The organism is Kitasatospora sp. NBC_01250, from assembly GCF_036226465.1.
Taxonomy (GTDB): Bacteria; Actinomycetota; Actinomycetes; order Streptomycetales; family Streptomycetaceae; genus Kitasatospora.
In genome coordinates this window covers 7,986,149-8,009,207 of the sequence record NZ_CP108476.1, presented here as the reverse complement: position 1 = coordinate 8,009,207, position 23,059 = coordinate 7,986,149, and the positions used below count along the sequence as shown (strand labels likewise).

The following is a 23,059-nucleotide window of genomic DNA, read 5'->3' as shown; positions in this document are numbered from 1 at the left end:
CTGCCGAACCCCTCGTGACACCGCGTGCGGTGCGGGCGCCGACCGGGCCCGCACCGCACGCGGTGGCGTTTCAGGAGCGGTGCGGGCGCAGGGTGACGCTGAGGATGGTGCGGTACTCCGCGGGCGCCGCGGCCGCGACGGTGTAGCGGGCCGCCGGATCGGTGCCGTAGACGCTGCCGGTGGTGGGCAGCGGCTTGGGGGTGGAGTAGCCGGCGAAGACCATGGTCAGGCTCCCGTTGTCGTTCTGCACCACGGTCGGGTCGTAGACCCGGCCCGCGTAGTAGCCGGCCACGTCCAGGGCACCGCCGGTCGCCGCCTGCCGGGCCAGCGGGGCGAAGGTGTAGTCGGTGCCGAGCAGCTTCTGCGGCGCGGACCAGTTCTTCCCGTCCTTGGAGGAGGAGTAGAAGATCTGGTTGAACGCGTCGCTGTCGCCGTCCGAGGCGTAGGCACCGGACAGGAAGAGGCCGTAGCTGCCGTCCGGGTTGGTGACCACGGTGCCGCGCGAGCCGATCCAGCGCAGCACGCTGTCGCTGGTGCTGGTCGGGTCGCCCAGGCCGGCGACCTGGCCGAGGTCGGTGAAGTGCAGGCCGTCGGTGGTCCAGGCGGCGCGCACCACGGTGTAGTCCTCGTTGTTGCCGAAGAGCGACTTGGGCTTGTCCTTGCCCTCGCCGATCGCAGCGAGCTGCGCGTAGGGCACGGTCGCCGCGCCGGGGGCCCCGACGCTGCTGCCCTTGGCCACCGCGCCGCTGCCGCCGGTGCAGCCGGTCAGCGCGGTGGGCGCGGTGCCGGTGCAGGTGACCTGGACGATGCCGGCGGCGGTGCCCAGGCTCACGGTGACCGACCCGCCGGCGGGCTTCAACTGCGAGCTGTCGGCGACCGGGATGCTGGCGGCGGGCAGCGTGACGGCGGCCGTGGTGGTGGTCGGCGTGAAGTAGTCGACGATCTTCTCGGTGTACAGCACCGCCACGCTGCCCTTGGGCGCGCCCGGGTAGTGCGGCAAGGTGCTGATGATGCCGTCGGGGGCGATCAGGCCCGAGGTCTGCTGCGCGGTCGCCGGGATCACCGCGTCGGCCTTGACCGCGTCACCGGCGGCGATGCGCACGCCGCCCGGGGTGCGGGTGGTGCAGCCGGTGAAGGCGGTGGCGGTGGCCGCGTTGTCGTTGCAGTCGACCGTGACCCCGTCCACCGAGAAGTGACCCGGCTGCTCGAAGTCCGCGGTGCTGCCGACGTCGATCGTCACACCGTCGCCGCCGGGGCCGGCCGGCACGCTGACGGCCGCCGTGGCGCTGGTGGCGCCGCCCATGCCGACCGGCTCCGCGGCGGGCAGGCCGGCCAGCGGGTCGCCGTCCTTCGGCGTGAGGTGGTGGACGATCAGGTTGGTGCCCAGGGTGTCGCCCGAGGGGCGGGAGAGCGTGTACAGCACCTGGCCGCGGTGGCCGGTGCCGGCGTAGTCCGGCACGTTCAGCACGAAGGCGTGGCCCTGGCCGTCGTCGTTGGTGTTGCCGTCGGGGCACAGCCCGGCGTTCTGCTCCAGCGCCTCGCCGGCGTACTTCCAGGTCTTGCCGTGGTCGGTGGAGGTGGCGGCGACCACCGCCTCGTCACCGTCCTTGGGGCGGTAGTCGAACAGGCCGTCGAGGGTGCGGCCGCCGTCCTGGCTGGTGACGAAGGGGAAGTAGTACGGCTGCATCGGCAGCGTGCTGCCCTGGGGCTGGCGCAGCACCGCGCCGGTCTCGGGGGCCGGTCCGCCGCTCGCGCAGTAGCCGGTCAGCGGGCCGGGGCTGCCGGTCACACCGCTGGCGGCCGGCACCGCGCCGGAGCCGGCCGGGTCGACGGCCAGGTTGGGGTAGCTCACCCCGCCCGCGGTCACCGTGCCGGTGCCGCCGCCGGAGTAGACCGGCAGGCTGTTGCTGTACGAGGCGCCGAGCGTGAGGTCGCCCTGGGCGAGCGTCCAGGGGCCGCCCTTGACCCGGTCGACCGACGGCGCGCCGACGGTGTAGCTCACCGGACCCCGGTGGTGGCCGCCCCACCAGCCGTCGTCCGGGCCGGCGGCCAGGGCGGGGCTGGTGGTGGCGGCGAGTGCGGCAATGGCGGTCGCGCCGACGGCGATGGCCGTCCTGGCCTGGCGACGAGGCATCGGTGTTCCTCCCGGTTGCGCCCGTGCCGGGCCCGGGGGTGGGCAAGCCGTACGGGGTCAGCCGTGATCCTGGCCGCTCGCGGCGCCGGGTGGCAGGGGATGGCGGCAATGTTCACCAGGCGTTCGCCGCAGGGCCCATGACCGGTCGTCGGGCCCACAGCCGACATCCAGCGGGCCCGGAAAATCCGGCTACCCGGCGGCACCTTGATCGGGTAGAACGTCACGATGACCACTCAACCGACCTCCGCCGCACCGGCCTCCCCCGCTCCCGCGCCGCGGGCCCTGACCCCCCGCACCCTGACGGCGGGTGAGCTGCTGCTGCGGCCCCTTGCCGAGGGCGACGAGCCCGCCGTGGCCGAGGCGCTGCGGGATGCGGAGATCCTGCGCTGGGCCGCGGGCCGGGCCGTCACCGGGGCGCCGCAGGCCGAGCGGGGCCGGCGCTGGCTGGAGCCGCGGCTGGCGGGGTGGGCGTCGGGCAACGCGTGGTTCGCCGTCACCGAGGCCGAACAGGGCCTGCTGCTCGGCGCGTTGAGCGTTCGCGAGGTGGACCGGCTGCCCGACCAGGCGGTGGTCACCTACTGGGTGGCACCCTCGGCCCGCGGACGCGGCATCGCCGCCAAGGCGCTGGAGGCGGCGGCCGGTTGGGCGTTCACCGGGGTGGCGCAGGGCGGGCTCGGGCTGCACCGGATCACCCTGGACCACGCGCTGCTCAACACCGCCTCGTGCGCCGTCGCCACCCGCGCCGGGTTCCGCACCGAGGGCACCATGCGGGACTACTACGTGGACACCACCGGCCTGCGGCACGACTCGCACCTGCACGCCCGGCTCGCCACCGACGCGCTCACCCCCGCTGCCTGAGCCGCCACTTGACCCGCTCGACGGCCCCGGCGGTCAGACCCTGGGGCGCAGCCCCTCCAGGACGCGCTCGACCGTGGCGCGGGCGTCGAAGCCGTCGAGCGGCTCGGTGCCGAGCAGGAAGCGGTAGTAGACCGGCGCGTAGAGCTGCTCGACCACCAACCGGGTGGGGACGTCCGCGCGCAACTGCCCGGCCGCCACGGCCCGCTCCAGGCGGGCCTGGCACTGGCGGGTGCGCGGCTCGGTGATGGTCTCGCGCACGGCCGCAGCGACCCGCGGGTCCCCCTGGGCCTCGGCGATCACCCCGCGGTAGACGGCGCCGACGTCGCTGCCGAAGAGCCGCACCACGTTCTCGATCTGACCGGCCAGGTCGGCCACGATGTCGCCGGTGTCGGGGAAGTCGGTGGCGGCGCCCATCCGCTCGTTGATGCTCTCCAGCGCCACCGCGCCCTTGGACGGCCACCAGCGGTAGATGGTCGGCTTGCCGACACCCGCGGCAGCGGCGATGGCCTCGATGGTGAGCTTCGGATAGCCGTTGCGGACGGCCAGTTCGAAGGTCGCGTCGAGGATCGCGCGGTGCGAGCGGGCGCTGCGGCGGGCGGGGCTGGGCTGTGGAGTCATGGCCTCACTCTACCCCCACAACGTGACGATACGTTTCGTTCCAAAAAGCCTTGCAGGACGGCTTGAACTGGTTGTACGTTACGGAACGTTCCGTCACTCGGGGAGTCGCGCCGGAAGCCGCTCCTCCCCCGTCGCCTGGAGGGTCGACCACCATGTCCGCCACCGCCACCACCTCGCGCTACGACCGCGGCCTCGCCCTGCTCCAGGAGGTCAGCGGCACCCCCGTGCCCGGCGTGCTCAGCAGCCTTGCCGACATCGCCCCCGACCTGGCCCGCTACACCATCGAGTTCGGCTACGGCGACATCTACCACCGCCCCGGACTGACCATCCGGCAGCGGCAGTTGATCAACATCGCCGCTCTCACGGCGCTCGGCACCGCCGCCCCGCAGCTGCGCTTCCACATCGACGGCGCGCTCAACGTCGGCGTCACGCACCGCGAGATCGTCGAGACGATCATCCACATGCTGGTCTACGCGGGCCTGCCCGCCGCGCTCAACGGCCTGACCGTCGCCCGCCAGGCCTTCGCCGACCGGCCCGACCCCGAGCAGGCCGGACTCGGCGACCCCGCACAGAGCCGGATCCGCCCGACGGAGACCTCCGAGGAGCGCTACCAGCGCGGCCTCGCGGCCCTCAAGGAGATCGACGGCCACGCGGGCGAGCAGGTGGTGGCCGCCCTTGAGCACATCGCACCCGATCTGGGCCGCTACACCGTCGAGTTCTGCTTCGGCGACATCTACAGCCGCAGCGGACTCACCCTCAAGGAGCGCGAGTTGGCGTCGGTGGCGGCCTGCACCGCGCTCGGCACCGCGGCCCCGCAGCTGCGCGTCCACCTGCACGGGCTGCTCAACGTCGGGGGCAGCCGGGAGGAGGCGGTCGAGACGATCACGCAGCTGGCCGGCTACGCGGGCTTCCCGGCCGCGCTCAACGGCATCACCGCGGCCCGCGAGGTCTTCACCGAGCGCGACGCCGACCCGCGGACCGCCGGGCGCTGACGGATCACCCGGCCCCGGCAGCCCGGCCTCAACGCCGTTGGCGCCGACGGCCGATGGCGGTGCCGACGACGGCCACGGCCAGGCCGATCAGTGCGGCCGAGACATGGCCGATGGCGACGAAGTCCGGCAGCCGCCCGTACCAGTCGGCCGAGCTGAGCGGATACAGCACCGCAGCCGCCGCCCACCACGGCCGGGCCCAGCGCGGCAGCAGCACGGTGGCCGCACCGACGGCGGCGATCGACACGTAGCTGACGCCGTAGTCCAGGGTGTGCCGCACCTCCTGCGGATACGTCCCGTTGCGCGTCGCCACGGTGATGACGGCCGTGGTGACCAGGGTGGCGCCCACGTGGCCCGCCAGCACCGTGCCGACCGCACGCAGCGAGCCGAACCGGCGCTCCAGCAGGGCCAGGCAGCCGGCCAGGCCGACGCCGATGATCAGCAGGTAGTCCAGCCAGCTGCCGTCGTCGACCACCAGCATGCTGCCGAGCAGCGAACCCACCGGGTGCCGGCCCATGTTGTCCACATTGGTGCTGATCGCGAGCAGCACCTTGTCGGCGGTCGCGGCCGACAGCAGCTGCTTGACCACCAGCGTGTCCACCAGGAGCAGGACGAGGTAGCCGAAGGTCGCCGGACTGCGGCGCGGACAGCCGGCCAGGGCACGCCCGAGCCGCCGCGGACAGCCGGCCAGGGCGCGCCCGGGCCGGCCCGGGCGGCCGGCGGACCGCCCGTCGGTGGCGTTGCTCATGCGGGACCCTCGGCGGGGAAGAGGACCGGGCTGATCAGGTGCCGGGTGCGCCCGGGCGTCGGCCCGTTCGCCATCCGGGACACGATCGCCCGGCGCACGTCGTCGATCAGTTCGGCGCGTTCGTCCTCGCTGAGCCAGATCGCATGCTGGCGGTAGCCCACCTGGTCGGTGCCGGGGTCGGCTCCCTCGCGGTCCAGGTAGGCGTTGAACTCGGCCAGCAGCGCGGCCATCGCCGCCGCGAACGCGCGGCGGTGCAGGTCCGGCGAGTCCGCGGCGGCGTCCGCGTCGATCACCGCCCGCGCCCGTTGCAGCCGGTAGCACCGCTCGACGGCGCCGCGCACCCGCTGCTCGCTCGCCACGTCGAGCAGCCCGCCCTCGGCGAGCAGACCCACGTGCCGGTACACGGTCGCCTTCGACACATCCGGCAGCAGGGCGCAGAGCTGAGAGGTGGTCAGCGCCCGTCCGCCCGACATGGCGTGCACGATGCGCAGCCGCACGGGGTGCAGCAGCAGGCCGACGGTGTCCATGGACAAAAGGTCTCACATCCCATACCTTTCTCAAAGCTGAGAACGTTTCGTCGCACCGCCGAGGGAGCGCACCGTGCCACACCGGTCACCCGCCGGACTGAACACCAACGCCTTCCCGAACCCCCCGCCGCGGGGACGCCACTTCACGGCCGGGGGCCGGCAGCTGCTGCACCGCTCCGGCAGCGGCGGCCCCGCCGTGGTCTTCCTCGCCGGGTCCGGGGCCGTGAGCCTCGACCACCTCAACCTGCACGACCGGGTCGCCGAGTCGAGCGGCGGCGGGCTTCGCCGCTGCCCGGCATCCCGCTGATCGTGCTGACCGCGATGGCCCTCCGCCCCACCCAGGTCCACCTCTGGTCCGCGGAGACCGCCCGCGAGATCAACGAGGGCAAGCGCCTCCTGCACACCGAACCGGCCGCCGAGCCGGACGCCGGGACCGCTCAACCCGCCGCGAGCGCCCGCTCGGTGATGTTGCGCGCCATCCCGCCGAACACCGTCGCGTGGAAGGGCGCCACCGCCCACCAGTACGCGTGTCCGGCCAGGCCGTGCGGCTGGAACAGGGCCCGCTGGCGGTAGCAGGCGCCGCCGCGGCCGTCCGCGCGGACCGACAGCTCCAGCCAGGCCAGCCCCGGCAGGCGCATCTCGGCGCGCAGGCGCAGCAGCCGGCCCGGCTCGATCTCCTCCACCCGCCAGAAGTCGAGCGAGTCGCCGATCCGCAGCCGCGCCGGATCGCGGCGGCCCCGGCGCAGCCCCACCCCGCCCGCCAGCCGGTCCAGCCAGCCGCGCACCGCCCAGGCGAGCGGGAAGGAGTACCAGCCGTTCTCCCCGCCGATCCCCTCCACCACCCGCCACACGGCCTCCGGCGTGGCGGCCACGTCCCGCTCCTTGACGTCCTGGTAGAGGCTGCCGCCGCTCCACTGCGGATCGGTGGGCAGCGGGTCGCTGGGCGCACCGGGCAGCGAGGCGGAGGACCAGCGGGTGCTGACCTCCGCGTCGCGGGTGCGCCGCAGGGCGAGCCGGACGGCCTCGTCGAAGCCGATCAGTCCGGCGCCCGCGGCCCGCGACCCCCCGGCCGAGAGCGCGGGCGGGTCCGGCAGGTAACGGGCGATGTCGTGCTCGCCGCAGACCACCTCGTGGCGCAGCGAGGCCACCAGCGGCCGGGCGATGGAGCCGGGCACCGGTGTGACCAGCCCGACCCAGTGGCTGGACAGCCGGGGCGTGAGCACCGGCACCGGGACGATCAGCCGGTGCGGCAGTCCGGCCACCCGGGCGTAGCGCTGCATCATCTGACGGTACGTCAGGATCTCGGGGCCACCGATGTCGAAGGTCCGGTTGAGCCCGGGCGGCAGGGTCGCGGCGCCGATCAGGTAGCGCAGCACGTCGCGGACGGCGATCGGCTGGATCCGCACGCCCACCCAGTTGGGAGTGACCATCACGGGCAGGCGCTCGGTGAGGTAGCGGAGCATCTCGAAGGAGGCCGAGCCGGAGCCGAGGATCACGGCGGCGCGCAGTTCGATCGTCGGGACGCCGCTCTCGCGCAGGACGCGCCCCACCTCGGCGCGCGAGCGCAGGTGCGCGGAGAGCCGGTCGTCGGGCACCCCGGCCGGGATCAGCCCGCCGAGGTAGACGATCCGCCGCACCCCCGCCCGGGCCGCCGCGGCGCCGAAGTTGCGGGCCGCCGCGCGGTCGCGCTCCTCGAAGCCGGCTCCGGTGCCGAGCGCGTGCACCAGGTAGTAGGCGACCTCGATACCGTCGAAGGCGTCGGTCAGCGACTCGGCCCTGGTGACGTCCCCGCGGACGATCTCGACCCGCTCGCGCCACGGGTGGTCGCGCAGCCGCCCGGGGTCGCGGACCAGGCAGCGGACCGGGTAGCCGGCGGCCAGCAGCTCGGGCACCAGCCGGCCGCCGAGGTAGCCGGTGGCCCCGGTCACCAGACAGCGCGGTGCGGTGGGCGGCGGCTGCTCGGACATCACGGCTCCTCTCGACGCCCCGGTCGGGCCGCGACGGCGGCCTCCCCTCCACCGTACGAGCCGCGCGGCCCGTCGGCCCGGCACACCCCCCGGCGCGGCGCGGCCCCGAGCAGCCCGGAGCCGCCGCGGCGCAGCGCGGCGCCAGGGCCGCCCGACGCGTCCGGGCCGGGCACCGCCCCACGGTGCCCGACCCGGACCGGTCGTCAGTCCCGCGCGCTCAGCGGGCCGGCCAGGTGGGCAGGACCGGCCGCTTGAAGGCATAGGCCGTCACGCCGGCGAACGAGGCGTACCAGGCCAGCACCGCGGTGAGCAGGCCCAGCCAGCCGCCGGCCTTGGTGACGCTCTCGTACGGCCCGAAGGCACCGGCCGTGAGCAGCGCGAAGGTGATGGTCAGCGAGACGAAGACGGCCAGCACGGCCCCGTTGACCCGCAGCGCCGCCACCGTCATGTAGGCGGTGAAGATCGTCCAGCCGAGCAGGAAGAGCCCGACCCCTTGGTGCGTATGCGGATTGCTGTCGAGCCCCGGCAGGACGTCCTTCGCCAGGAAGTAGTAGGAGAGCCAGAACGCGCCGAAGGAGCTGAACGCGGTGGCACCGAAGGTGTTCCCCTTGCGGAACTCCCACATCCCGGCCAGCAGCTGGGCCAGGCCGCCGTAGGCGAGGGCGAGCGGCAGCACCACGGCGCCCACCTTCGCGTCCAGCAGGTTGGCGTTGAAGCAGCTCAGGACGAAGGTCGTCATGGCGAAGCCGGCCAGACCCAGCGGAGCGGGGTCGGCGATCTCGGCTGGGGCGGGGGACGCGGCGGACTGCTCGGTTGCCACGGGCGTCTTCCTTTCGGAGCATGGGACGAATGCGCGACAGGACAAGTATGTTGACGTGAATAGACGTTTTGAAACAACCGGCGCGCGGGGTTTTTCTGAGTCCGATGAACCGTTACCTGAAGATCTGGTCATCGCGTTACTCAAGAGGCCCATGTGACAGGCGAGAAAAGGATTAACCGCTCTTCCGTCGGCGCCTCCGTGCGCAATCAATCGAACAGGAAGGGCGGATGGGAACATCTGCACGCATCCGCCGGCTCACCCGAAACGCCCGCCACCCCCCGGGCGCCACCTCCACCGAGCCGTCTCCCACTGTTGGCATCCCGTTCGGGCACAGGCCTACGCAGGTCACGCTACCTGCGAGTAGCATCCGCTCGCGGTCGCCGCCAGGAGGCTGCCGCACCGTCAGGAGGGGTTCTCATGTCACCGTTCAGTCGACGCCGGTTCATCAGCGGTGCCGGTGCCGCCACCGCCGGAGCCGCGCTCTCGCTGGCCGGCGGAACCTTCGCCTCGGCAGCCGAGGTGGACCGCGCACTGGCGAGCACCGCGGCCCGTGCCGTCACCGTGGCCGGCACCACCCTGGAGCAGGTGGCCACGCCCGACGGCAGCACCGGCTACCGGCGCCTGCAGGCCGGCCCCGGCTGGCCGCTGGCCGTGCGCGCCGACCTCGCCGCCGCCCAGAGCGGGCGCGACGACCGGAGAACTCCGCTGGCCAGCTTCGTCCAGTTCACCGACCTGCACGTGGCGGACACCGAGTCCCCGATGCGGTTCGAGTACCTGGCCCGCTGGAACGACGCCGCCTACCGGCCGCAGGAGGCACTCACCGTGCGCGGCGCCTCCTCGCTGGTCGAGCGGGTCAACTCGCTCGGCACGGGCCCGTACACCGGCCTGCCGTTCAGCCTGGTGATGGCCACCGGTGACAACACGGACAACCACGAGCAGATCGAACTCGACTGGTACCTCTCGGTCATGAGCGGCGGCCAGGTGACCCCCAACAGCGGTGACCCGACCCGCTATGAAGGCGTGCAGAACTCCGGCAGCAGCATCTACTGGAACCCCGAACTCTCCTACCGGGACTCCTACAAGACGGCCGGCTTCCCCGAGGTCCCCGGCTTCCTCGGTGCGGCGGGCCGGCCGTTCTCGGCACCCGGCCTGAAGGCCCCGTGGTACACCACGGTCGGCAACCACGACGACAGCATCGAGGGCACGCTGCCCGACCTCGGCCTGCTCAACTCCCTCTACACCGGCGACCGCAAGATCGAGGGCTGCAACGACGCGGACGCCGCCAAGCTGGCCGGCCTGCTCCAGCACGACCCGGCCCAGGCCGTCCTGCTGCTGGGCCGCCTGCTGACGGACGCCGACGCGGTGCGCGAGATCACCCCGGACAGCCGTCGGAAGCCCTTCAGCACCAAGGAGTTCGCGCAGGCGCACCTCAACCCCGCCTACACCGGCGCCGGTCCGGTCGGCCACGGCTTCACCGCGGCAGCCGCCGCCAGCGGCAACCTCTACTACACCTGCCGGATCGCCGACGGCGTGGTCGGCATCAGCCTGGACACCACCAACGCCGCCGGCTTCGCCGACGGCTCCATCGGCACCGCGCAGTTGAGCTGGCTCGAGCAGCAGCTGCAGGCGCACAGCGACCACTGGTACAACACCGACGGCAGCACGGTGCGCGGCGGCCACGGCAACGACCTGGTCGTGGTCTTCAGCCACCACACCAGCACCACCATGGGCAACCTGCTGCCCGACCCCCGCCACCTCTTCGAGAAGCGGCACAACGGCGACGAGCTGGTCGCGCTGCTCCAGCGCTACCCGAACGTGGTGGCCTGGGTGAACGGCCACAGCCACGAGAACCGGATCACCGCCCACGGCCACGCCGTGCCCGAGCGCGCGTTCTGGGAGGTCAACACCGCCTCGCACATCGACTACCCGCAGCAGGCCCGGATCATCGAGCTCACCGACAACGGCGACGGCACCATCTCGCTCTTCACCACGCTGATCGAGTCGGCCGCCCGCTACGACACCGACTTCTCGGACACCTCCGACGAGGGCCTCGCCGCGCTCTACCGCGAGCTGGCCTTCAACGACCCCTACGCCACGCCCTCGGTCAAGCTCGGCACCTCGCTGGACCACAACACCGAGCTGCTGCTGGCCAAGCCGGGCCACTGATCCCGGGCGCCCGCCGCCGAGCGCGCGGTGCGGCACCCGCCCGGGGTACCGCACCGCCTAGGCTCACTCCATGACCGACGACCCCACCGCCGCTCCCGCTCCCGCCCACGAGGGCCTGCCCACGGCCGAGTTCGCCTTCCCCGGACCGCTGCGCGACCAGCTCGTCGCCGCGATCCTCGACGGCTCCAAGACCTCCACCACCGGCCTGGTCGCCGACTTCGAGCACGAGAACGAGGCGCTGCCGCAGGTCGGCGAGCGCTCCGTGGTGATCGACTCCGCCGCGCGCCCGGTCGCCGTCATCGAGCTGACGGAGGTGCGCGTGGTGCCGCTGCGCGAGGTGGACCTGGCGCACGCGCTGGACGAGGGCGAGGGCTGCCGCACGGTGGCCGAATGGCGGGCGGTCCACGAGGAGTTCTGGCACGGCGCGGAGGTCCGCGAGGCGCTCGGTGACCCGCACTTCACCGTGGCCGACGACACCCTGGTGGTGCTCCAGCGCTTCCGCCTGCTCACCCGGCTGCCCGCGTCCTGCTAGGCCGTGTCTCACAATTCCCGCCAGGCGCGGGCCTGTCCTGGAAGCTGTTCGAGGACAGGACCGCGAGCAGGGTGTCGAGGGCGGCCGGGTAGGCGCGTTCGGACGGGGCGGCGAAGCCGACCAGCAGGCCCTGCGGGCGGCCGGTGGGGTCGTGGTGGAGTTCGGTGAGGCCGCGCAGGGCGAGGCCGTGCTCGGCACACCCGGCCAGCAGCCGGCGCTCGGTGGGGCCCTCGGGCGGCAGGGTGAGCAGCGTGTGCAGGCCGGCCGGGACACCGTGGGCGTCGAGCCCGGGGACGGCGGCGATCCGATCGAGCAGCAGCTCGCGGCGACGGCGGTAGCGCAGGCGGGCGGCGCGGATGTGGCGGTCGTAGGCGTGCGTGGTGATCAGCTCGGCGAGGACGAGCTGGCCCAGGGTCTCGGTGTACAGGTCGGCGTCCTGCTTGGCCCGCACCACCGGTCGCACCAGGTGCTGCGGCAGCGCCATCCAGGCCAGGCGCAGCGCGGGGCCGAGCGTCTTGGAGGCGGTGCCGCAGTAGACGGTCCGGTCGGGAGCGATGCCCTGGAGGGCACCGACGGGTTGGCGGTCGTAGCGGTACTCGCCGTCGTAGTCGTCCTCGACGATCAGGCCGCCCGTGGCGCGTGCCCACCCGCGCAGTGTCCGGCGGCGGCCGGGATGCAGCGGGACGCCGGTCGGGTACTGGTGCGAGGGGGTGAGGAACACGGCTCCCGTCTCCCGGCTCAGGGCCTCCACCCGCGCGCCGAGGGCGTCGACGGGCAGGGCGACGGTGGTGAGTCCGGCGCGCTGGACCACCGCGCGGAAGACGTTGTGCCCCGGGTCCTCCACGGCTGCCCGGCCGGTGCCGGCCGCGGCCAGCACGCCGCTGAGCAGGCCCAGGCCCTGGTAGTAGCCGGAGGTGATCACGATGCGGTCCGGGGTCGTGAGCACGCCCCGGGTACGCCCCAGGTAGTCGGCGAGCGCGCTGCGCAGCTCGATCCGGCCCTGCGGGTCCCCGGCGCCGAAGACCTCGGGGCGGGCGCGGTCCAGGACCCTGCGCGTGGCGGCGAGCCAGGCCCGGGAGGGGAAGGCGCTGACGTCGGGGAGCCCGGGGCGCAGGTCGTGGCGGGGAGCCGGCGGCGCGGGTGCGGGGCGGGCGGGGACCGGGGCGGGCTGCGGCACCTCGGCCACGGTGGTGCCCGATCCCGGCCGGGTGGTCAGGTGCCCCTCCTCGACAAGTTGGTCGTAGGCGGCGGTGACCGTGCCGCGCGAGAGTCCGAGGTCCCGGGCCAGCCCGCGGGTGGACGGCAGGAGCGTTCCGGCCGGCAGGCGTCCCTCGCGGATCGCCGCCCGGAGCGCGGCTTCCAGGCCGGCGCGCCGCCCGCCCGCGGCGTCGAGGTCGATGTGCAGGTCGACCCGGGAACCGGACCAATCATTCGGCATGCGACTGGATCTTATCCCTGGTCCGGTGGGCCCCTAGGTTCGAGGTCGAAACCGCAACGGAAGGGACCCCGGCCGTGATCGTGATCGCCCACCTCAGCGACCTCCACATCGACAGCGGGCAGCGCAGCACCGAGCGCGCCAAGGCCGTCATGGACCACCTCGAAGGCCTCCCCTACGACCTGGACGCGGTCCTGGTCACCGGGGACATCGCCGACCACGCGCTGCCCGCCGAGTACGAGCGGGCCCGCCGGCTGCTCACCTCCCGGCACCCGGTCATGGTCTGCCCCGGCAACCACGACGAGCGCACCGCCTTCCGGCAGCACCTGCTCGGCCTGCCGGGTTCGACGGCACCGGTCAACCAGGTCCGCCACACCGCCGGCGCCGTCATCGCGCTGTGCGACTCCTCGGTGCCGGGCAAGGACGAGGGTCACCTGGAGGACGGGACGCTGGCCTGGCTGGAGTCCGTCCTGGCCCAGGCCCCGCCCGGGGTGCCCGTCCTGGTCGGCTTCCACCACCCGCCGGCCGCGCTGAACACCCCCTTCGTCGACGGCATCCGCCAGTTCGGCACGGAACGGCTCGGCGCACTGGTGGAGCGCCACCCCGACCTCACGGCCTTCCTGTGCGGACACGCCCACACCCCCGCGGCCACCACCTTCGCCGGTCGCCCGCTGCTGGTGGCACCGGGCGTGGTGTCCACCCTCCGGCTCCCCTGGGAGCACCGGGCCCACGCCGAGGACCACGTCCACCTCGACCAGCCGCCCGCGCTCGCCTTCCACGTCCTGGACGACGGGGGACGGCTGACCACCCATTACCGGTGGATCGACGCCTGACCGGCTCGCGGTGGAAAACCGGATGCCCCGGGGCACTGCGCTCTGGCAGCCTCACCGGGAGACCGCCGAACGGCACCGTCCTGTGCAGGGAGAGACCGATGTACGAACCGCCCGCGAGCCTGGCCCCCCTCTTCCAGCACGGCCGGCTGACGACGATCCCGCGCAAGGCGGCCCGCCGCGACGCGCTGCTCGACCACCTCGCCGGCACCTTCTTCGACCCGTCGCGCGAGTACAGCGAGCCCGAGGTCAACGAGGCGCTGCGCACCGTGCACGACGACTGCTCGGCGCTGCGCCGCTACCTGGTGGAGAGCGGCCGGCTCACCCGCACCCGGGACGGCCGCAGCTACCGGCGCCCGGCCGCCGGCGGGTGAGCGTGGGGCAGGACGGTACCCGCACCGTCCTGCCGCACGCTCATGACGCCCGGCCGCGCACCCGGCGCCTCACTGCTCCGCCGGCCACGGGCTCCCGGCGGCCACCTGCGCGCGCAGGGTGCGCAGCGCCCGCGCGGCACCGATCCCGACCGCCCCGCGGACCAGCCCGTCCCGCACGCAGGCGGCGGCGAACTTCCGTTCCGCCAGGCTGCCGTCGACCACCGCGAAGCTGTCGGCGCCGGCCGGCCTGCCGAAGGCCTGCACCCGCAGGCCGTACTGGTCGGTCCACAGGTACGGGACCGGCTCGTACGGCCGGCGGTCACCGTCGGGGCCTGCCAGCAGGTTGTGGACGGCGGCAACGGCCTGTTCGGTGGCGTTGGTGCGCTGCTCGACCCGCCGGCGCCGGCCGCTGCCCGGATCGGGCCAGGCGGCGGCGTCGCCGGCCGCCCAGACGCCGGGACCGGCGGCGCAGTACGCGTCGCAGGCCACACCGTCCTCCAGCGGCACGCCGCTGCCCGCCAGCCAGCCGGTCTCCGGTTCCGAGCCGATCGCCATCAGCACGACGTCGGCCGCCAGTTCGCAGCCGTCGGCCAGGCGCACCCCGGTGGCCCGGTCCTGCTGCCGGGTGACCTGCTCGGCGACCCCCTGGCGGATCCGCACCCCGTGTTCGCGGTGCAGATCGGCCAGCAGCGCGGCCGTCTCGGTGCCCAGCACGCCGGCCAGCGGCGTGGCGGTGGAGACCAGCCAGGTCACCTCCGCGCCGAGGCCGACCGCGGTGGCCGCCGCCTCGGCCCCGAGCAGTCCGCCGCCGACCACCAGCAGCCGTACCCCCGGCCGCAGTTCCTCGCGCAGCGCGAGCGCGTCGGCGAGGGTGCGCAGCACGTGGGCGCCGGCCAGCGGCCCGGTGGCGCCGGGCAGGCGCCGCGCCCTGACCCCGGTGGCCAGGATGACGGCCTCGGCGCGCACCCGCCCGCCGTCCGCCAGGTGCACGGTGCGCTCGTGCCGGTCCAGGCGTTCGGCACGTGCCCCGAGGCGCAGGTCGAGGTCGAGCTCGCTCAGTGCCTCCGGGCCGCGCAGTGCCAGCCGGTCCGGCTGCCAGGCGCCGCTCAGCAGGTGCTTGGAGAGCGGCGGGCGGTCGTAGGGCGCCTCGGGCTCGGCGCCGATCAGGGTGAGGCGGCCGTCGTAGCCGGCCCGGCGCAGCTCCTCGGCGGCGTGCAGCCCCGCCGCGCCGGCGCCGACCACGGCCACCTCGCGCAGTGCGGTCACACCAGTTCCAGGCGGATCGCGGCGGCGGGGCAGACACCGGCGGCCTCGCGGACGGCCTGGTGGAGTTCGGCCGGCGGCTCGGCGTCGAGCAGGACGACGATGCCGTCCTCGTCCCGCTGGTCGAAGACCTCCGGCGCCGCGAGCACGCAGTGTCCGGCTCCGCAGCACTTGTCCTGGTCGATGTGGACGCGCATGGCTTTCCCTTCGGAACGTGACGTTGTTCGTAACTTGACTGTTTCGGCTGGTACTTGATGATGCTACTGAGGCGGCCCCGGGAAGATCCAGAGCTGTTGACGGCCCGTCACCAGGCGAGCGGCAGCTCGTGCAGGCCGTAGACGAGCATCTCGTGGCGGAACCGCAGCTCCTCGAAGGGCACCGCCAGCCGCAGTTCGGGCAGCCGGCGCAGGATGCTGGTGAGCGCGACCTGCAGCTCCAGCCGGGCCAGCGGCTGGCCCAGGCACTGGTGGACGCCGAAGCCGAACGCCACGTGCCGGCGGGCGTCGCGGGTCAGGTCCAGGTCGTCGCCCGCCGGGAACTCCTGCTCGTCCCGGTTCGCCGTGTTCAGCAGCAGGAGCACGCCCTCGCCGGCCCGCATCTCGACGCCGCCGAGCGTCAGGTCCTCGGCGACCACCCGGCTCAGCCCGGAGTGCACGATGGTCAGGTAGCGCAGCAGCTCCTCGATCGCGTGCGGGGCCTGCTCCGGGTGGTCGCGCAGCAGGGCCAGCTGCTCGGGGTTGCGCAGCAGGGCCAGCACCGAGAGCGCGGTCATGTTCGCCGTGGTCTCGTGCCCGGCGATCAGCAACAGGCGTGCGGTGGTGGCGATCTCGTCGACCGTCAGCTCGCCGCGGGCGAGCAGGCGGCTGAGGATGCCGTCGTCGGGCGCGGTGCGCTTGGTCTCGGTGAGCTTGGTCAGGTAGTCGGCCAGCTCGTCCTGGGCGGTGCGCACCAGCCCGGGGTCCGAGTCGCGGCGCAGCAGGATCCGGCTGCGCTGCTGGAAGAAGTCGTGGTCCTCGTAGGGGACGCCGAGCAGCAGGCAGATGACCAGGGACGGCAGCGGCAGCGCGAACTCGGCCACCAGGTCGGCGGTCGACTGGTCGGCGGTCATCCGGTCGAGCAGGTCGTCGGTGATCCGCTGGATCTCGGGACGGAGCGTCTCGACCTTCTTGATCATGAAGTCGCCGGTGAGCATCCGGCGCAGCCGGGAGTGCTCCGGGTCGTCCATCCGGATCAGGGTGGGCCGGCCGGTGCTCAGTTCCTTCGCGCCGGCGCTGAGGAACGGGAAGCCGGGGCGGGTGGCGTCGGCGCTGAAGCGGGTGTCGCCGAGCGCCGTCCTGATGTCCTCGTGGCGGGTGACCAGCCAGGGGGTGGAGCCGTCCCAGAGCGAGATGCGGCTGATCGGCTCCTCGCGGTGGGCCTGCTGGTAGGCGGGCGGCGGGGCGAAGGGACAGGCTCCCCGGGGTTCGGGGGCGGTGAGGTGGGGGGTGGAGGCGGCGGTGGCCATCGTGGGCTCCCTTCTCGGAGCGGATAACGCCCAGGACAGTTACATGCCCTAAGCAACTAACCCACCGTCACGCTAACTCGCGGTCCGTGGTGGCGAAAGAGCCATTCGAGTGCGACCGGAATCTGTCCGAAAACCGGTCAAGAGCTAGGCTGGTTCGGACCGTACGAACCGCATCTGGGGGAAGCATGAGCACGCTCACCGACCGACCGAACAGCGCCGTGATCGTCATCGACGTGCAGAACGGCGTCGTGGACCAGGCGCACGACCGCGACCGCGTCATCGGCAACATCGCCGCACTGGTCGACAAGGCCCGCGCGGCCGGTGTCGACGTCGTCTGGGTCCAGCACACCAGCGACGAGCTGCCGACGGGCAGTGAGACCTGGCAGTACGTGCCCGAGCTGGTGCGACTCGACACCGAGGCGCTGGTGCAGAAGGCCTACGGCGACTCCTTCGAGGAGACCGACCTGGAGGCGGTGCTCGCTGCCCGCGGCATCGGCCGGCTCTTCGTCTCGGGGGCGCAGACCGACGCGTGCATCCGCTCGACGCTGCACGGCGCGATCACCCGCGGCTACGACGCGACGCTGGTCGGCGACGCCCACACCACCGAGGACCTGACACGGTTCGGCGCACCCTCCCCCGACCAGGTCATCGCCCACACCAACCTGTACTGGCAGTACCACGCGGCCCCCGGCCGGACCGCGGGCACCGTCAACACCGCCGACGTCGACTTCACCGCCGGCTCCCCCGCCTGAGCCCCCACGCCGGGCCGGAACCCGGCCAGTGGCGACCGGGCACGGGGCGGGCTCGCTAAAGTTCCCCCATGCCGGACGCGACAGACAATCAGGCCGCCACCTCGGAACTGGAGGCGGTGCTGGCCTCGATGGCCTACCTGCTGACCCGTTCGCAGACGCACGAGCACCAGACCGCGCGGGCCGGCATCACCGCCGCCCGCTCGGACATCTACCTGCTGCGCGCGCTCGCCGAGGCCACCGAGGCCAGCCGGGTGGGTGACCTGGCCGCCTGGATGATGGTCGAGCCCTCCCACGTCACCCGCCAGATCGACCGGCTGCAGGCCCAGCGGCTGGTGGAGCGCACACCCGACGCGCTCGACCGCCGGGCCCGCCAGGTGGCCCTCACGGACGAGGGGCAGGACATGCTCGACCGTCTGAAACAGGCCAACATCACCAGCCTGGTGAACGCACTCGACGGCATCCCCGCGCCGGACGTGGCCACCACGGTGACCGTGCTGCGGCACCTGGTGGAGCGCTACGCACGCAAGTGGCGCAGCGAACTGCTGCCCGGGACGGCGCCCCCCGACGCCGCCTCGCCCGGCGCCTGAGCGCCGGTGAGGTGCGGTGGCCGCCCCGGCACGATGCCGGGCGGCCACGCTGCCGGGGATCGGGATCAGCCGCGCTGCGGCGGCACGTGGTGGCGGTGACCGGGCTCCTGGCGCGGGAACTGCTGGGCGGCACCGGGCAGCGTCGGCTTCGGGTTGGTGGCCACCTCCTGCTCGGCCAGCGCGAGCTGGGCGGCGGTGCCGGGCAGCTTGGGCGCCCGCGAGGTGCCGGTACGGAACTGGAAGGCGGAGGTGAGGTCGCCGAAGGTCTGCCGCCGCCAGTCGGTGACGTTGGCCGCGGTGACCCCGGTGAACCGCTCCAGGAACTGCAGCACCGAGGTGTGGTCGAAGGCCTCCGAGGCGACCCAGCCGCCCACCGTCCACGGCGAGACGATGATGCACGGGACCCGGAAACCGCCGCCGATCGGCAGCCCCTGGATGAACTCGCCCTCGGTGTCCGGGTCGTCCGGCACCGGCGGGGCCACATGGTCGAACAGGCCGTCGTTCTCGTCGTAGTTGAGGATGAAGACGGTCTTCGCCCAGAGCTCCGGGTTGCTGGCGATCGCCTCGATCTTCGAGGCGACGAAGTCGGCGCCGGCGGCGGGCAGGTAGTCCGGGTGCTCGGACTGGTAACTGGTCGGCAGGATCCAGGAGACCGCCGGCAGCCGGCCGTTGCGGGCGTCGTCCTCGAAGGTCCCGGTCGGCTGCGCCGTCATGCCCTTGTCGTACAGCGGGTCGCCCGGCTTGGCGTTCTGGAAGCTGGCGAACAGCGAGAGCACGTCAGTGCCGTAGTTGTCGGCCTCCTGGTAGACCTTCCAGCTCACCCCCGCCGCCTCCAGTTGCTCGGCGTAGGTGGTCCAGGTCAGCGGCGTGGGCGCGGCGTTCTGGATGATCGGGCCGCCGCCGGTGCCGTCCGGGTCGATCGAACCCGTCATCCAGTACAGGCGGTTGGGCCAGGTCGGGCCCTGCACCGAGCAGAAGTAGTGGTCGCAGATAGTGAAGGACTCCGCCAGCGCGAACTGGAACGGGATGTCGTCGCGGGTGTAATAGCCCATCACGTAGGGCCCGTTGACGCCGTCCGCGGCCCGGTGGGCCGGCAGCCACTGGTCCATCCTGCCGCCGTTCCAGGCCTGGTGCTGCACCGCCCAGGCGTGGCTGGTGGACGGGATCGCCTGGGCACTGGTGGTGCGGGTGTCCAGGTGGAACGGCAGCAGGTAGCCGTCCGGGTTGACGCTGTCCGGCTGGTAGAAGACCGAGCGGCCGTTGTCCAGGCGCAGCGCGTTCCGGTCGTTGAAGCCGCGGACACCGGACAGGGTGCCGAAGTAGTGGTCGAACGAACGGTTCTCCTGCATCAGCAGGACCACGTGCTCCACGTCGCGCAGTGAGCCGCGCCGGGGCACCCCGGCCGCCACCGCCTGCTGCACACTCGGCGGCAGCAGCGTCATCGCCGCCGCGCCCCCGGCCACACCGGCCGCCGCACCGAGCAGCCTGCGTCGGGTCAATCCGGACATGGGGTTCCTGCCTCTCCGTCAGTTCCTCGCTGTGCCACGGAAGATGGTTCGACCGGTCCGGGACGACTCTGCCGCACATGTCAGGCGTTGCGTCGCCGGCATACGGTGAACAGGCTGCGAACGTCCGGTGCCCGGCCGGACAGGAACGGTACGGAGTGTTCCGGACAGCGTGCTCCGGGGAGAGTGCTCCGGACAGCGTCTTCCGGACAGCACGACGGTGGGCCGCGGGGCCCGGGCGTTCCTCGTGAAACGCCCGGGCCCACGCGGCCCACCGTCGGCCGGGTCAGCCCCTCACTCTCAGTGACCTACTCCCGGCCTCCTGTTCTCAGTGCGCCATGCGACGCGGCCCGTGGTGGCTCCCCCGCTCCACCAGACTGCGGGCCACCAGGAGCAGGATCGCCAGCACCGTCACACCCCAGAACACGGAGAAGAGCGCCAGCAGCCACGGGGTGGTCACCTGCGCGCCGACCAGGCCCAGTCCCATCGAGAAACCCACCAGGATCCAGACCGTCATCGGGCGCATCTCGTACAGCCCGTGCAGCAGATCACGTATCGGATGCACCACGGCCGAGGATCCCGACGCCCTCGGCGACTCACCAGTGCCCGCTGCCACCGCAACCACCTCCGTGCCTGTTGGAACCAGGCCGCCGGCCGGACGGCCTCGTTCCATCGTGCCTCCGGCCGCACCGAACCGCCGCTCCGGCCGTCCGCCGCCTCCCGCTTCCCGCCCCTCGCCTCCCGTCCCTCGCCTCCTGTCTCCCGCCTCCCGCCTCCCGCCTCCCGCCTCCCGCCAGCCATCAGTCCCCGAGCACGGCCAGCTCGAGCCGGGCCAGCCGCGCCGGGTCCGCGATCACCTCGTAGGCCGCGATCCGCTCCCCCACGACCGTGACGGCGAGGGCGAGCACCAGCCGGCCGCCCGGCGCGACCACCACGCCCACCGCCCCGTCGACCAGGGCCGGCGCGGCCCACCGGGCCCGGCGCCCGAAGACCAGCGTCTCGGCGGCCACCGCCCGCGCCCCGCGCGACTGCAGCGCCACTCCCGCCGGCAGGGCGGCCGGGTCCGCCCGGCGCACCACATCGGGGGCCAGCACCGCGAGCAGCCCCGCCAGGTCGCCGCCGCGCGAGGCGGCCAGGAACGCCTCGACCACCCGCCGGTGCCCGGCCAGCTCCCCGGCGGGCCGCACGGGCACGCCGTGCACCCGGTGGCGCGCCCGGCTGGCCAGCTTCTTGGTGGCGACCGGGGTGCGCTCCACGATCGGCGCGATCTGCTCGAACGGGACGGCGAACATGTCGTGCAGCACGAAGGCGACCCGCTCGGCCGGGCCCAGCCGGTCCAGCACCACGAGCAGGGCGCGGCCCACCGACTCCACCAGCAGCGTCTCCTGCTCCGGGTCCGCGCCCTGCCCGGCACCGTCCTCCCAGGGCTGGTCCGGCGGCTGCTGCCCGACCAGCTCCTCGCGGCGCGCCACGCGCGAGCGCAGCAGGTCCAGGCAGATCCGCGAGACCACCGTCCGCAGCCAGGCAGGCAGGTTCTCCACCTGGGACCCGTCCACCCGGCCCAGCCGCAGCCAGGCCTCCTGGACGGCGTCCTCCGCCTCGCTCGCCGACCCCAGCAGCCGGTGGGCGACCGCACGCAGCCGGTCGCGCTGCTCCTCGAACCGCCTGGCCAGCTCCTCGTGCTCGCCGTACCCGCCACGCGTGCCGTGCATCGGTCACCTTTCCTCGGCCCACTCCGTCTACCCGTATGACGTGCGCTATCGCGCCGAAGTGACAGGAGAGAGCCATGAACCACACCCCGTCCCTGCTGCACCTGGACGCAACCGCCGGCCCCAACGGCCCCTCGGTCAGCCGACAGCTGACCTCGTTGTTCGCGGACACCTGGCGCGAGCAGCACGGCACGGCCGGCTACCGCTACCGCGACCTGGCCGCGGACCCCGTGCCGCTGCTGGGCCCCGGCTTCGTCACCCTCGGCCGGCGCCTGGCCGAGCAGGGCACCGTGCCGCCGGCCGAGGTGGCGGCGCAGGCCCAGGACGCCTCGGAGCAGCAGGAGTGGGCCCTGACCCTGCCGCTCGTCGAGGAGGTGCTGGCCGCGGACACCCTGCTGCTCGGCGTCCCGATGTACAACTTCACGGTGCCCGCCGCCCTCAAGGCCTGGATCGAACGGATCTCCTTCCCCGGCGCCTACACCGCCCCCCGGACCGGCGAACACCTGCTGCGCGACACCCGCGTGGTCATCGCCACCGCCCGCGGCGGCGGCTACGGCCCCGGCACCCCCCGCGAGCCCTTCGACCACCAGGCGCCCTACCTGCGGATGTACTTCGGCGACCTCGGCATCCGCGAGGAGAACCTGTACTTCGTCCACGCCGAACTCACCCGCGCCGCAGCCATGCCCGACCTCGCCCGGTTCACCGACCTCGCGACAGACTCCCTGACCGCCGCCCGCGACCAACTCCTGTCCCTCGCCACCGCCACCGCCACCCCACGCCGGCCGGCGACAGCGCTCGCCTGACCGACCGGCACGACCCGCACGAGGCCCTATGGCGTCGGCCGTCCTTCGCCAGGATCTGCTCCGCTCCTATCCAGGCGAAGGCCGGCCACCCTCCGGCTGGACATCCAGGGTCAGTCCCCGATGGCCAGCTTCACGCCGAAGCCAATGACGACCGTGCCGGTGAGCCGGTCGAGGACCCGCTGCGCCACCGGCCGCCTCAACCAGCTGCGGAGCACATGGGCGAAGGCCACCAGGACTGACGACCAGATCAGCCCCTCTGCGACGTGCACGCAGGTCAGGGCCACGCCCATGGCCAGGTGCGGCGCGCCGGCCGGGATGAACTGCGGCAGGACGGCGACGTAGAACACGCCCATCTTGGGGTTGAGCACGTTTGTCAGTGCCCCGCGCCGCCAGCCCGACAGCAGCCCGGCAGCCGGGCCCGCCGGCTTCTCCTCGGCGGGGTCGGGCTCGACCGCGCCATGGCGTCGGCGCAGGCTGTTCCACAGCATCAGCGCGCCCATCCACAGCAGGTACGCGGCACCGGCCAGGCGTACGGCGTCGTAGGCGGTGCGCGAGGCCGCGAGCAGGGCCGTGACGCCGAGGGAACTCAAGGTTCCCCAAGCCAGGGTTCCCGTCTGGATACCGAGCACGACTCCCCATGCCTCACGGCGTCGCCCCAGCGCGGCTGTGCGGAGGATCAGCGCGGTATCGAGACCGGGAGTCAGGGTCAGCAGACCCACGACCACGGCGAAGGACCAGAAAGTTGTCACGGTTCCCATGTGCGGTCAGCGTAGATCAACGGATGCGGGGGTTACGAGGGCGGGTGTCCCAGCGGTAGCCGAACCAGGCCCCCGGTGAGCAGCGACCTGCCGTGGCCGTCACTCAACTACGAGCATTACGAGGCGAGTTCATCCAGGTCACGGGACTCGTACTGGCGCACTCTCCGCCGCACGGAGACC

24 protein-coding genes are annotated in these 23,059 nt (G+C 73.3%); 10 read left to right on the top strand and 14 right to left on the bottom strand.

Annotated features, from left to right (window positions below):
• Positions 1-70: 70 nt before the first annotated feature.
• On the bottom strand, positions 71-2,134 hold the full coding sequence (locus OG500_RS33870; protein ID WP_329585819.1) for a hypothetical protein: 2,064 nt from the start codon (positions 2,132-2,134) through the stop codon (positions 71-73).
• A 225-nt stretch (positions 2,135-2,359) separates the two neighbouring features.
• On the opposite strand from OG500_RS33870, the gene OG500_RS33865 reads away from it, so the two are divergent.
• Positions 2,360-2,992, top strand: coding sequence for a GNAT family N-acetyltransferase (locus OG500_RS33865; RefSeq protein ID WP_327070663.1), 633 nt, complete (start codon positions 2,360-2,362; stop codon positions 2,990-2,992).
• A 33-nt stretch (positions 2,993-3,025) separates the two neighbouring features.
• Here the strand turns inward: OG500_RS33865 and OG500_RS33860 are convergent, their stop codons facing one another.
• Positions 3,026-3,610 carry a TetR/AcrR family transcriptional regulator gene (locus OG500_RS33860; protein ID WP_327070662.1) on the bottom strand — a complete coding sequence of 195 codons (585 nt, stop codon included), beginning with the start codon at positions 3,608-3,610 and terminating at the stop codon, positions 3,026-3,028.
• Between the two features lie 152 nt (positions 3,611-3,762).
• On the opposite strand from OG500_RS33860, the gene OG500_RS33855 reads away from it, so the two are divergent.
• On the top strand, positions 3,763-4,602 hold the full coding sequence (locus OG500_RS33855) for a carboxymuconolactone decarboxylase family protein (protein ID WP_329585813.1): 840 nt from the start codon (positions 3,763-3,765) through the stop codon (positions 4,600-4,602).
• Positions 4,603-4,630: 28 nt separating this feature from the next.
• Here the strand turns inward: OG500_RS33855 and OG500_RS33850 are convergent, their stop codons facing one another.
• A complete protein-coding gene (locus OG500_RS33850; protein ID WP_329585811.1) occupies positions 4,631-5,347 on the bottom strand; it encodes a rhomboid-like protein in 717 nt (238 codons plus the stop codon).
• Complete coding sequence (locus tag OG500_RS33845) at positions 5,344-5,874, bottom strand: helix-turn-helix domain-containing protein (RefSeq protein WP_329585808.1); 531 nt, start codon at positions 5,872-5,874, stop codon at positions 5,344-5,346. The genes OG500_RS33850 and OG500_RS33845 overlap by 4 nt, the downstream gene beginning before the upstream one ends.
• A 73-nt stretch (positions 5,875-5,947) precedes the next feature.
• Between OG500_RS33845 and OG500_RS33840 the strand changes: the two genes are divergently transcribed.
• On the top strand, positions 5,948-6,181 hold the full coding sequence (locus OG500_RS33840; protein WP_329585806.1) for a hypothetical protein: 234 nt from the start codon (positions 5,948-5,950) through the stop codon (positions 6,179-6,181).
• Positions 6,182-6,311: 130 nt separating this feature from the next.
• Here OG500_RS33840 and OG500_RS33835 read toward each other — a convergent pair whose 3' ends face one another.
• Positions 6,312-7,841 carry an SDR family oxidoreductase gene (locus tag OG500_RS33835; protein WP_329585804.1) on the bottom strand — a complete coding sequence of 510 codons (1,530 nt, stop codon included), beginning with the start codon at positions 7,839-7,841 and terminating at the stop codon, positions 6,312-6,314.
• Between the two features lie 217 nt (positions 7,842-8,058).
• A complete protein-coding gene (locus tag OG500_RS33830; protein WP_327070656.1) occupies positions 8,059-8,661 on the bottom strand; it encodes an acetate uptake transporter in 603 nt (200 codons plus the stop codon).
• Positions 8,662-9,078: 417 nt separating this feature from the next.
• On the opposite strand from OG500_RS33830, the gene OG500_RS33825 reads away from it, so the two are divergent.
• Together OG500_RS33825 and OG500_RS33820 are read left to right on the top strand one after the other, a co-directional pair.
• The gene (locus OG500_RS33825) at positions 9,079-10,827 is read left to right on the top strand and encodes a TIGR03767 family metallophosphoesterase (protein ID WP_329585800.1); all 1,749 of its coding nucleotides are present in this window, start codon (positions 9,079-9,081) and stop codon (positions 10,825-10,827) included.
• 70 nt (positions 10,828-10,897) lie between these two features.
• On the top strand, positions 10,898-11,359 hold the full coding sequence (locus OG500_RS33820; RefSeq protein WP_327070654.1) for an ASCH domain-containing protein: 462 nt from the start codon (positions 10,898-10,900) through the stop codon (positions 11,357-11,359).
• Here OG500_RS33820 and pdxR read toward each other — a convergent pair.
• A complete protein-coding gene (gene pdxR / locus OG500_RS33815; protein WP_329585796.1) occupies positions 11,334-12,797 on the bottom strand; it encodes a MocR-like pyridoxine biosynthesis transcription factor PdxR in 1,464 nt (487 codons plus the stop codon). The genes OG500_RS33820 and pdxR overlap by 26 nt on opposite strands.
• A gap of 74 nt (positions 12,798-12,871) precedes the next feature.
• Between pdxR and OG500_RS33810 the strand changes: the two genes are divergently transcribed.
• Positions 12,872-13,627, top strand: coding sequence for a metallophosphoesterase (locus OG500_RS33810; RefSeq protein ID WP_329585793.1), 756 nt, complete (start codon positions 12,872-12,874; stop codon positions 13,625-13,627).
• 98 nt (positions 13,628-13,725) lie between these two features.
• Entirely contained in the window at positions 13,726-13,998 is a 273-nt protein-coding gene (locus OG500_RS33805; RefSeq protein WP_327070651.1) for a DUF2087 domain-containing protein, read from the top strand.
• 69 nt (positions 13,999-14,067) lie between these two features.
• Here OG500_RS33805 and OG500_RS33800 read toward each other — a convergent pair whose 3' ends face one another.
• The 3 genes from OG500_RS33800 to OG500_RS33790 form a co-directional block, all read right to left on the bottom strand.
• Positions 14,068-15,264, bottom strand: coding sequence for an NAD(P)/FAD-dependent oxidoreductase (locus OG500_RS33800; RefSeq protein ID WP_327070650.1), 1,197 nt, complete (start codon positions 15,262-15,264; stop codon positions 14,068-14,070).
• Positions 15,261-15,458, bottom strand: a complete 198-nt coding sequence (locus tag OG500_RS33795; protein ID WP_327070649.1) for a ferredoxin — start codon at positions 15,456-15,458, stop codon at positions 15,261-15,263. The genes OG500_RS33800 and OG500_RS33795 overlap by 4 nt, the downstream gene beginning before the upstream one ends.
• A gap of 107 nt (positions 15,459-15,565) precedes the next feature.
• A complete protein-coding gene (locus tag OG500_RS33790) occupies positions 15,566-16,765 on the bottom strand; it encodes a cytochrome P450 (protein WP_327070648.1) in 1,200 nt (399 codons plus the stop codon).
• 185 nt (positions 16,766-16,950) lie between these two features.
• Between OG500_RS33790 and OG500_RS33785 the strand changes: the two genes are divergently transcribed.
• Positions 16,951-17,517, top strand: coding sequence for an isochorismatase family protein (locus tag OG500_RS33785; RefSeq protein ID WP_327070647.1), 567 nt, complete (start codon positions 16,951-16,953; stop codon positions 17,515-17,517).
• 68 nt (positions 17,518-17,585) lie between these two features.
• Positions 17,586-18,104 carry a MarR family winged helix-turn-helix transcriptional regulator gene (locus tag OG500_RS33780; RefSeq protein WP_329585787.1) on the top strand — a complete coding sequence of 173 codons (519 nt, stop codon included), beginning with the start codon at positions 17,586-17,588 and terminating at the stop codon, positions 18,102-18,104.
• A gap of 65 nt (positions 18,105-18,169) precedes the next feature.
• On the opposite strand, the gene OG500_RS33775 is transcribed toward OG500_RS33780, so the two are convergent.
• The 3 genes from OG500_RS33775 to OG500_RS33765 form a co-directional block, all read right to left on the bottom strand.
• A complete protein-coding gene (locus OG500_RS33775; protein WP_329585784.1) occupies positions 18,170-19,612 on the bottom strand; it encodes an alkaline phosphatase family protein in 1,443 nt (480 codons plus the stop codon).
• Positions 19,613-19,937: 325 nt separating this feature from the next.
• A complete protein-coding gene (locus tag OG500_RS33770) occupies positions 19,938-20,177 on the bottom strand; it encodes a hypothetical protein (RefSeq protein WP_327070644.1) in 240 nt (79 codons plus the stop codon).
• A gap of 232 nt (positions 20,178-20,409) precedes the next feature.
• A complete protein-coding gene (locus OG500_RS33765; protein WP_329585780.1) occupies positions 20,410-21,321 on the bottom strand; it encodes a sigma-70 family RNA polymerase sigma factor in 912 nt (303 codons plus the stop codon).
• A 74-nt stretch (positions 21,322-21,395) separates the two neighbouring features.
• Between OG500_RS33765 and OG500_RS33760 the strand changes: the two genes are divergently transcribed.
• The gene (locus OG500_RS33760; RefSeq protein WP_327070642.1) at positions 21,396-22,121 is read left to right on the top strand and encodes an FMN-dependent NADH-azoreductase; all 726 of its coding nucleotides are present in this window, start codon (positions 21,396-21,398) and stop codon (positions 22,119-22,121) included.
• 110 nt (positions 22,122-22,231) lie between these two features.
• Here the strand turns inward: OG500_RS33760 and OG500_RS33755 are convergent, their stop codons facing one another.
• The gene (locus OG500_RS33755) at positions 22,232-22,879 is read right to left on the bottom strand and encodes a LysE family translocator (RefSeq protein WP_329585777.1); all 648 of its coding nucleotides are present in this window, start codon (positions 22,877-22,879) and stop codon (positions 22,232-22,234) included.
• Positions 22,880-23,059: the final 180 nt, after the last annotated feature.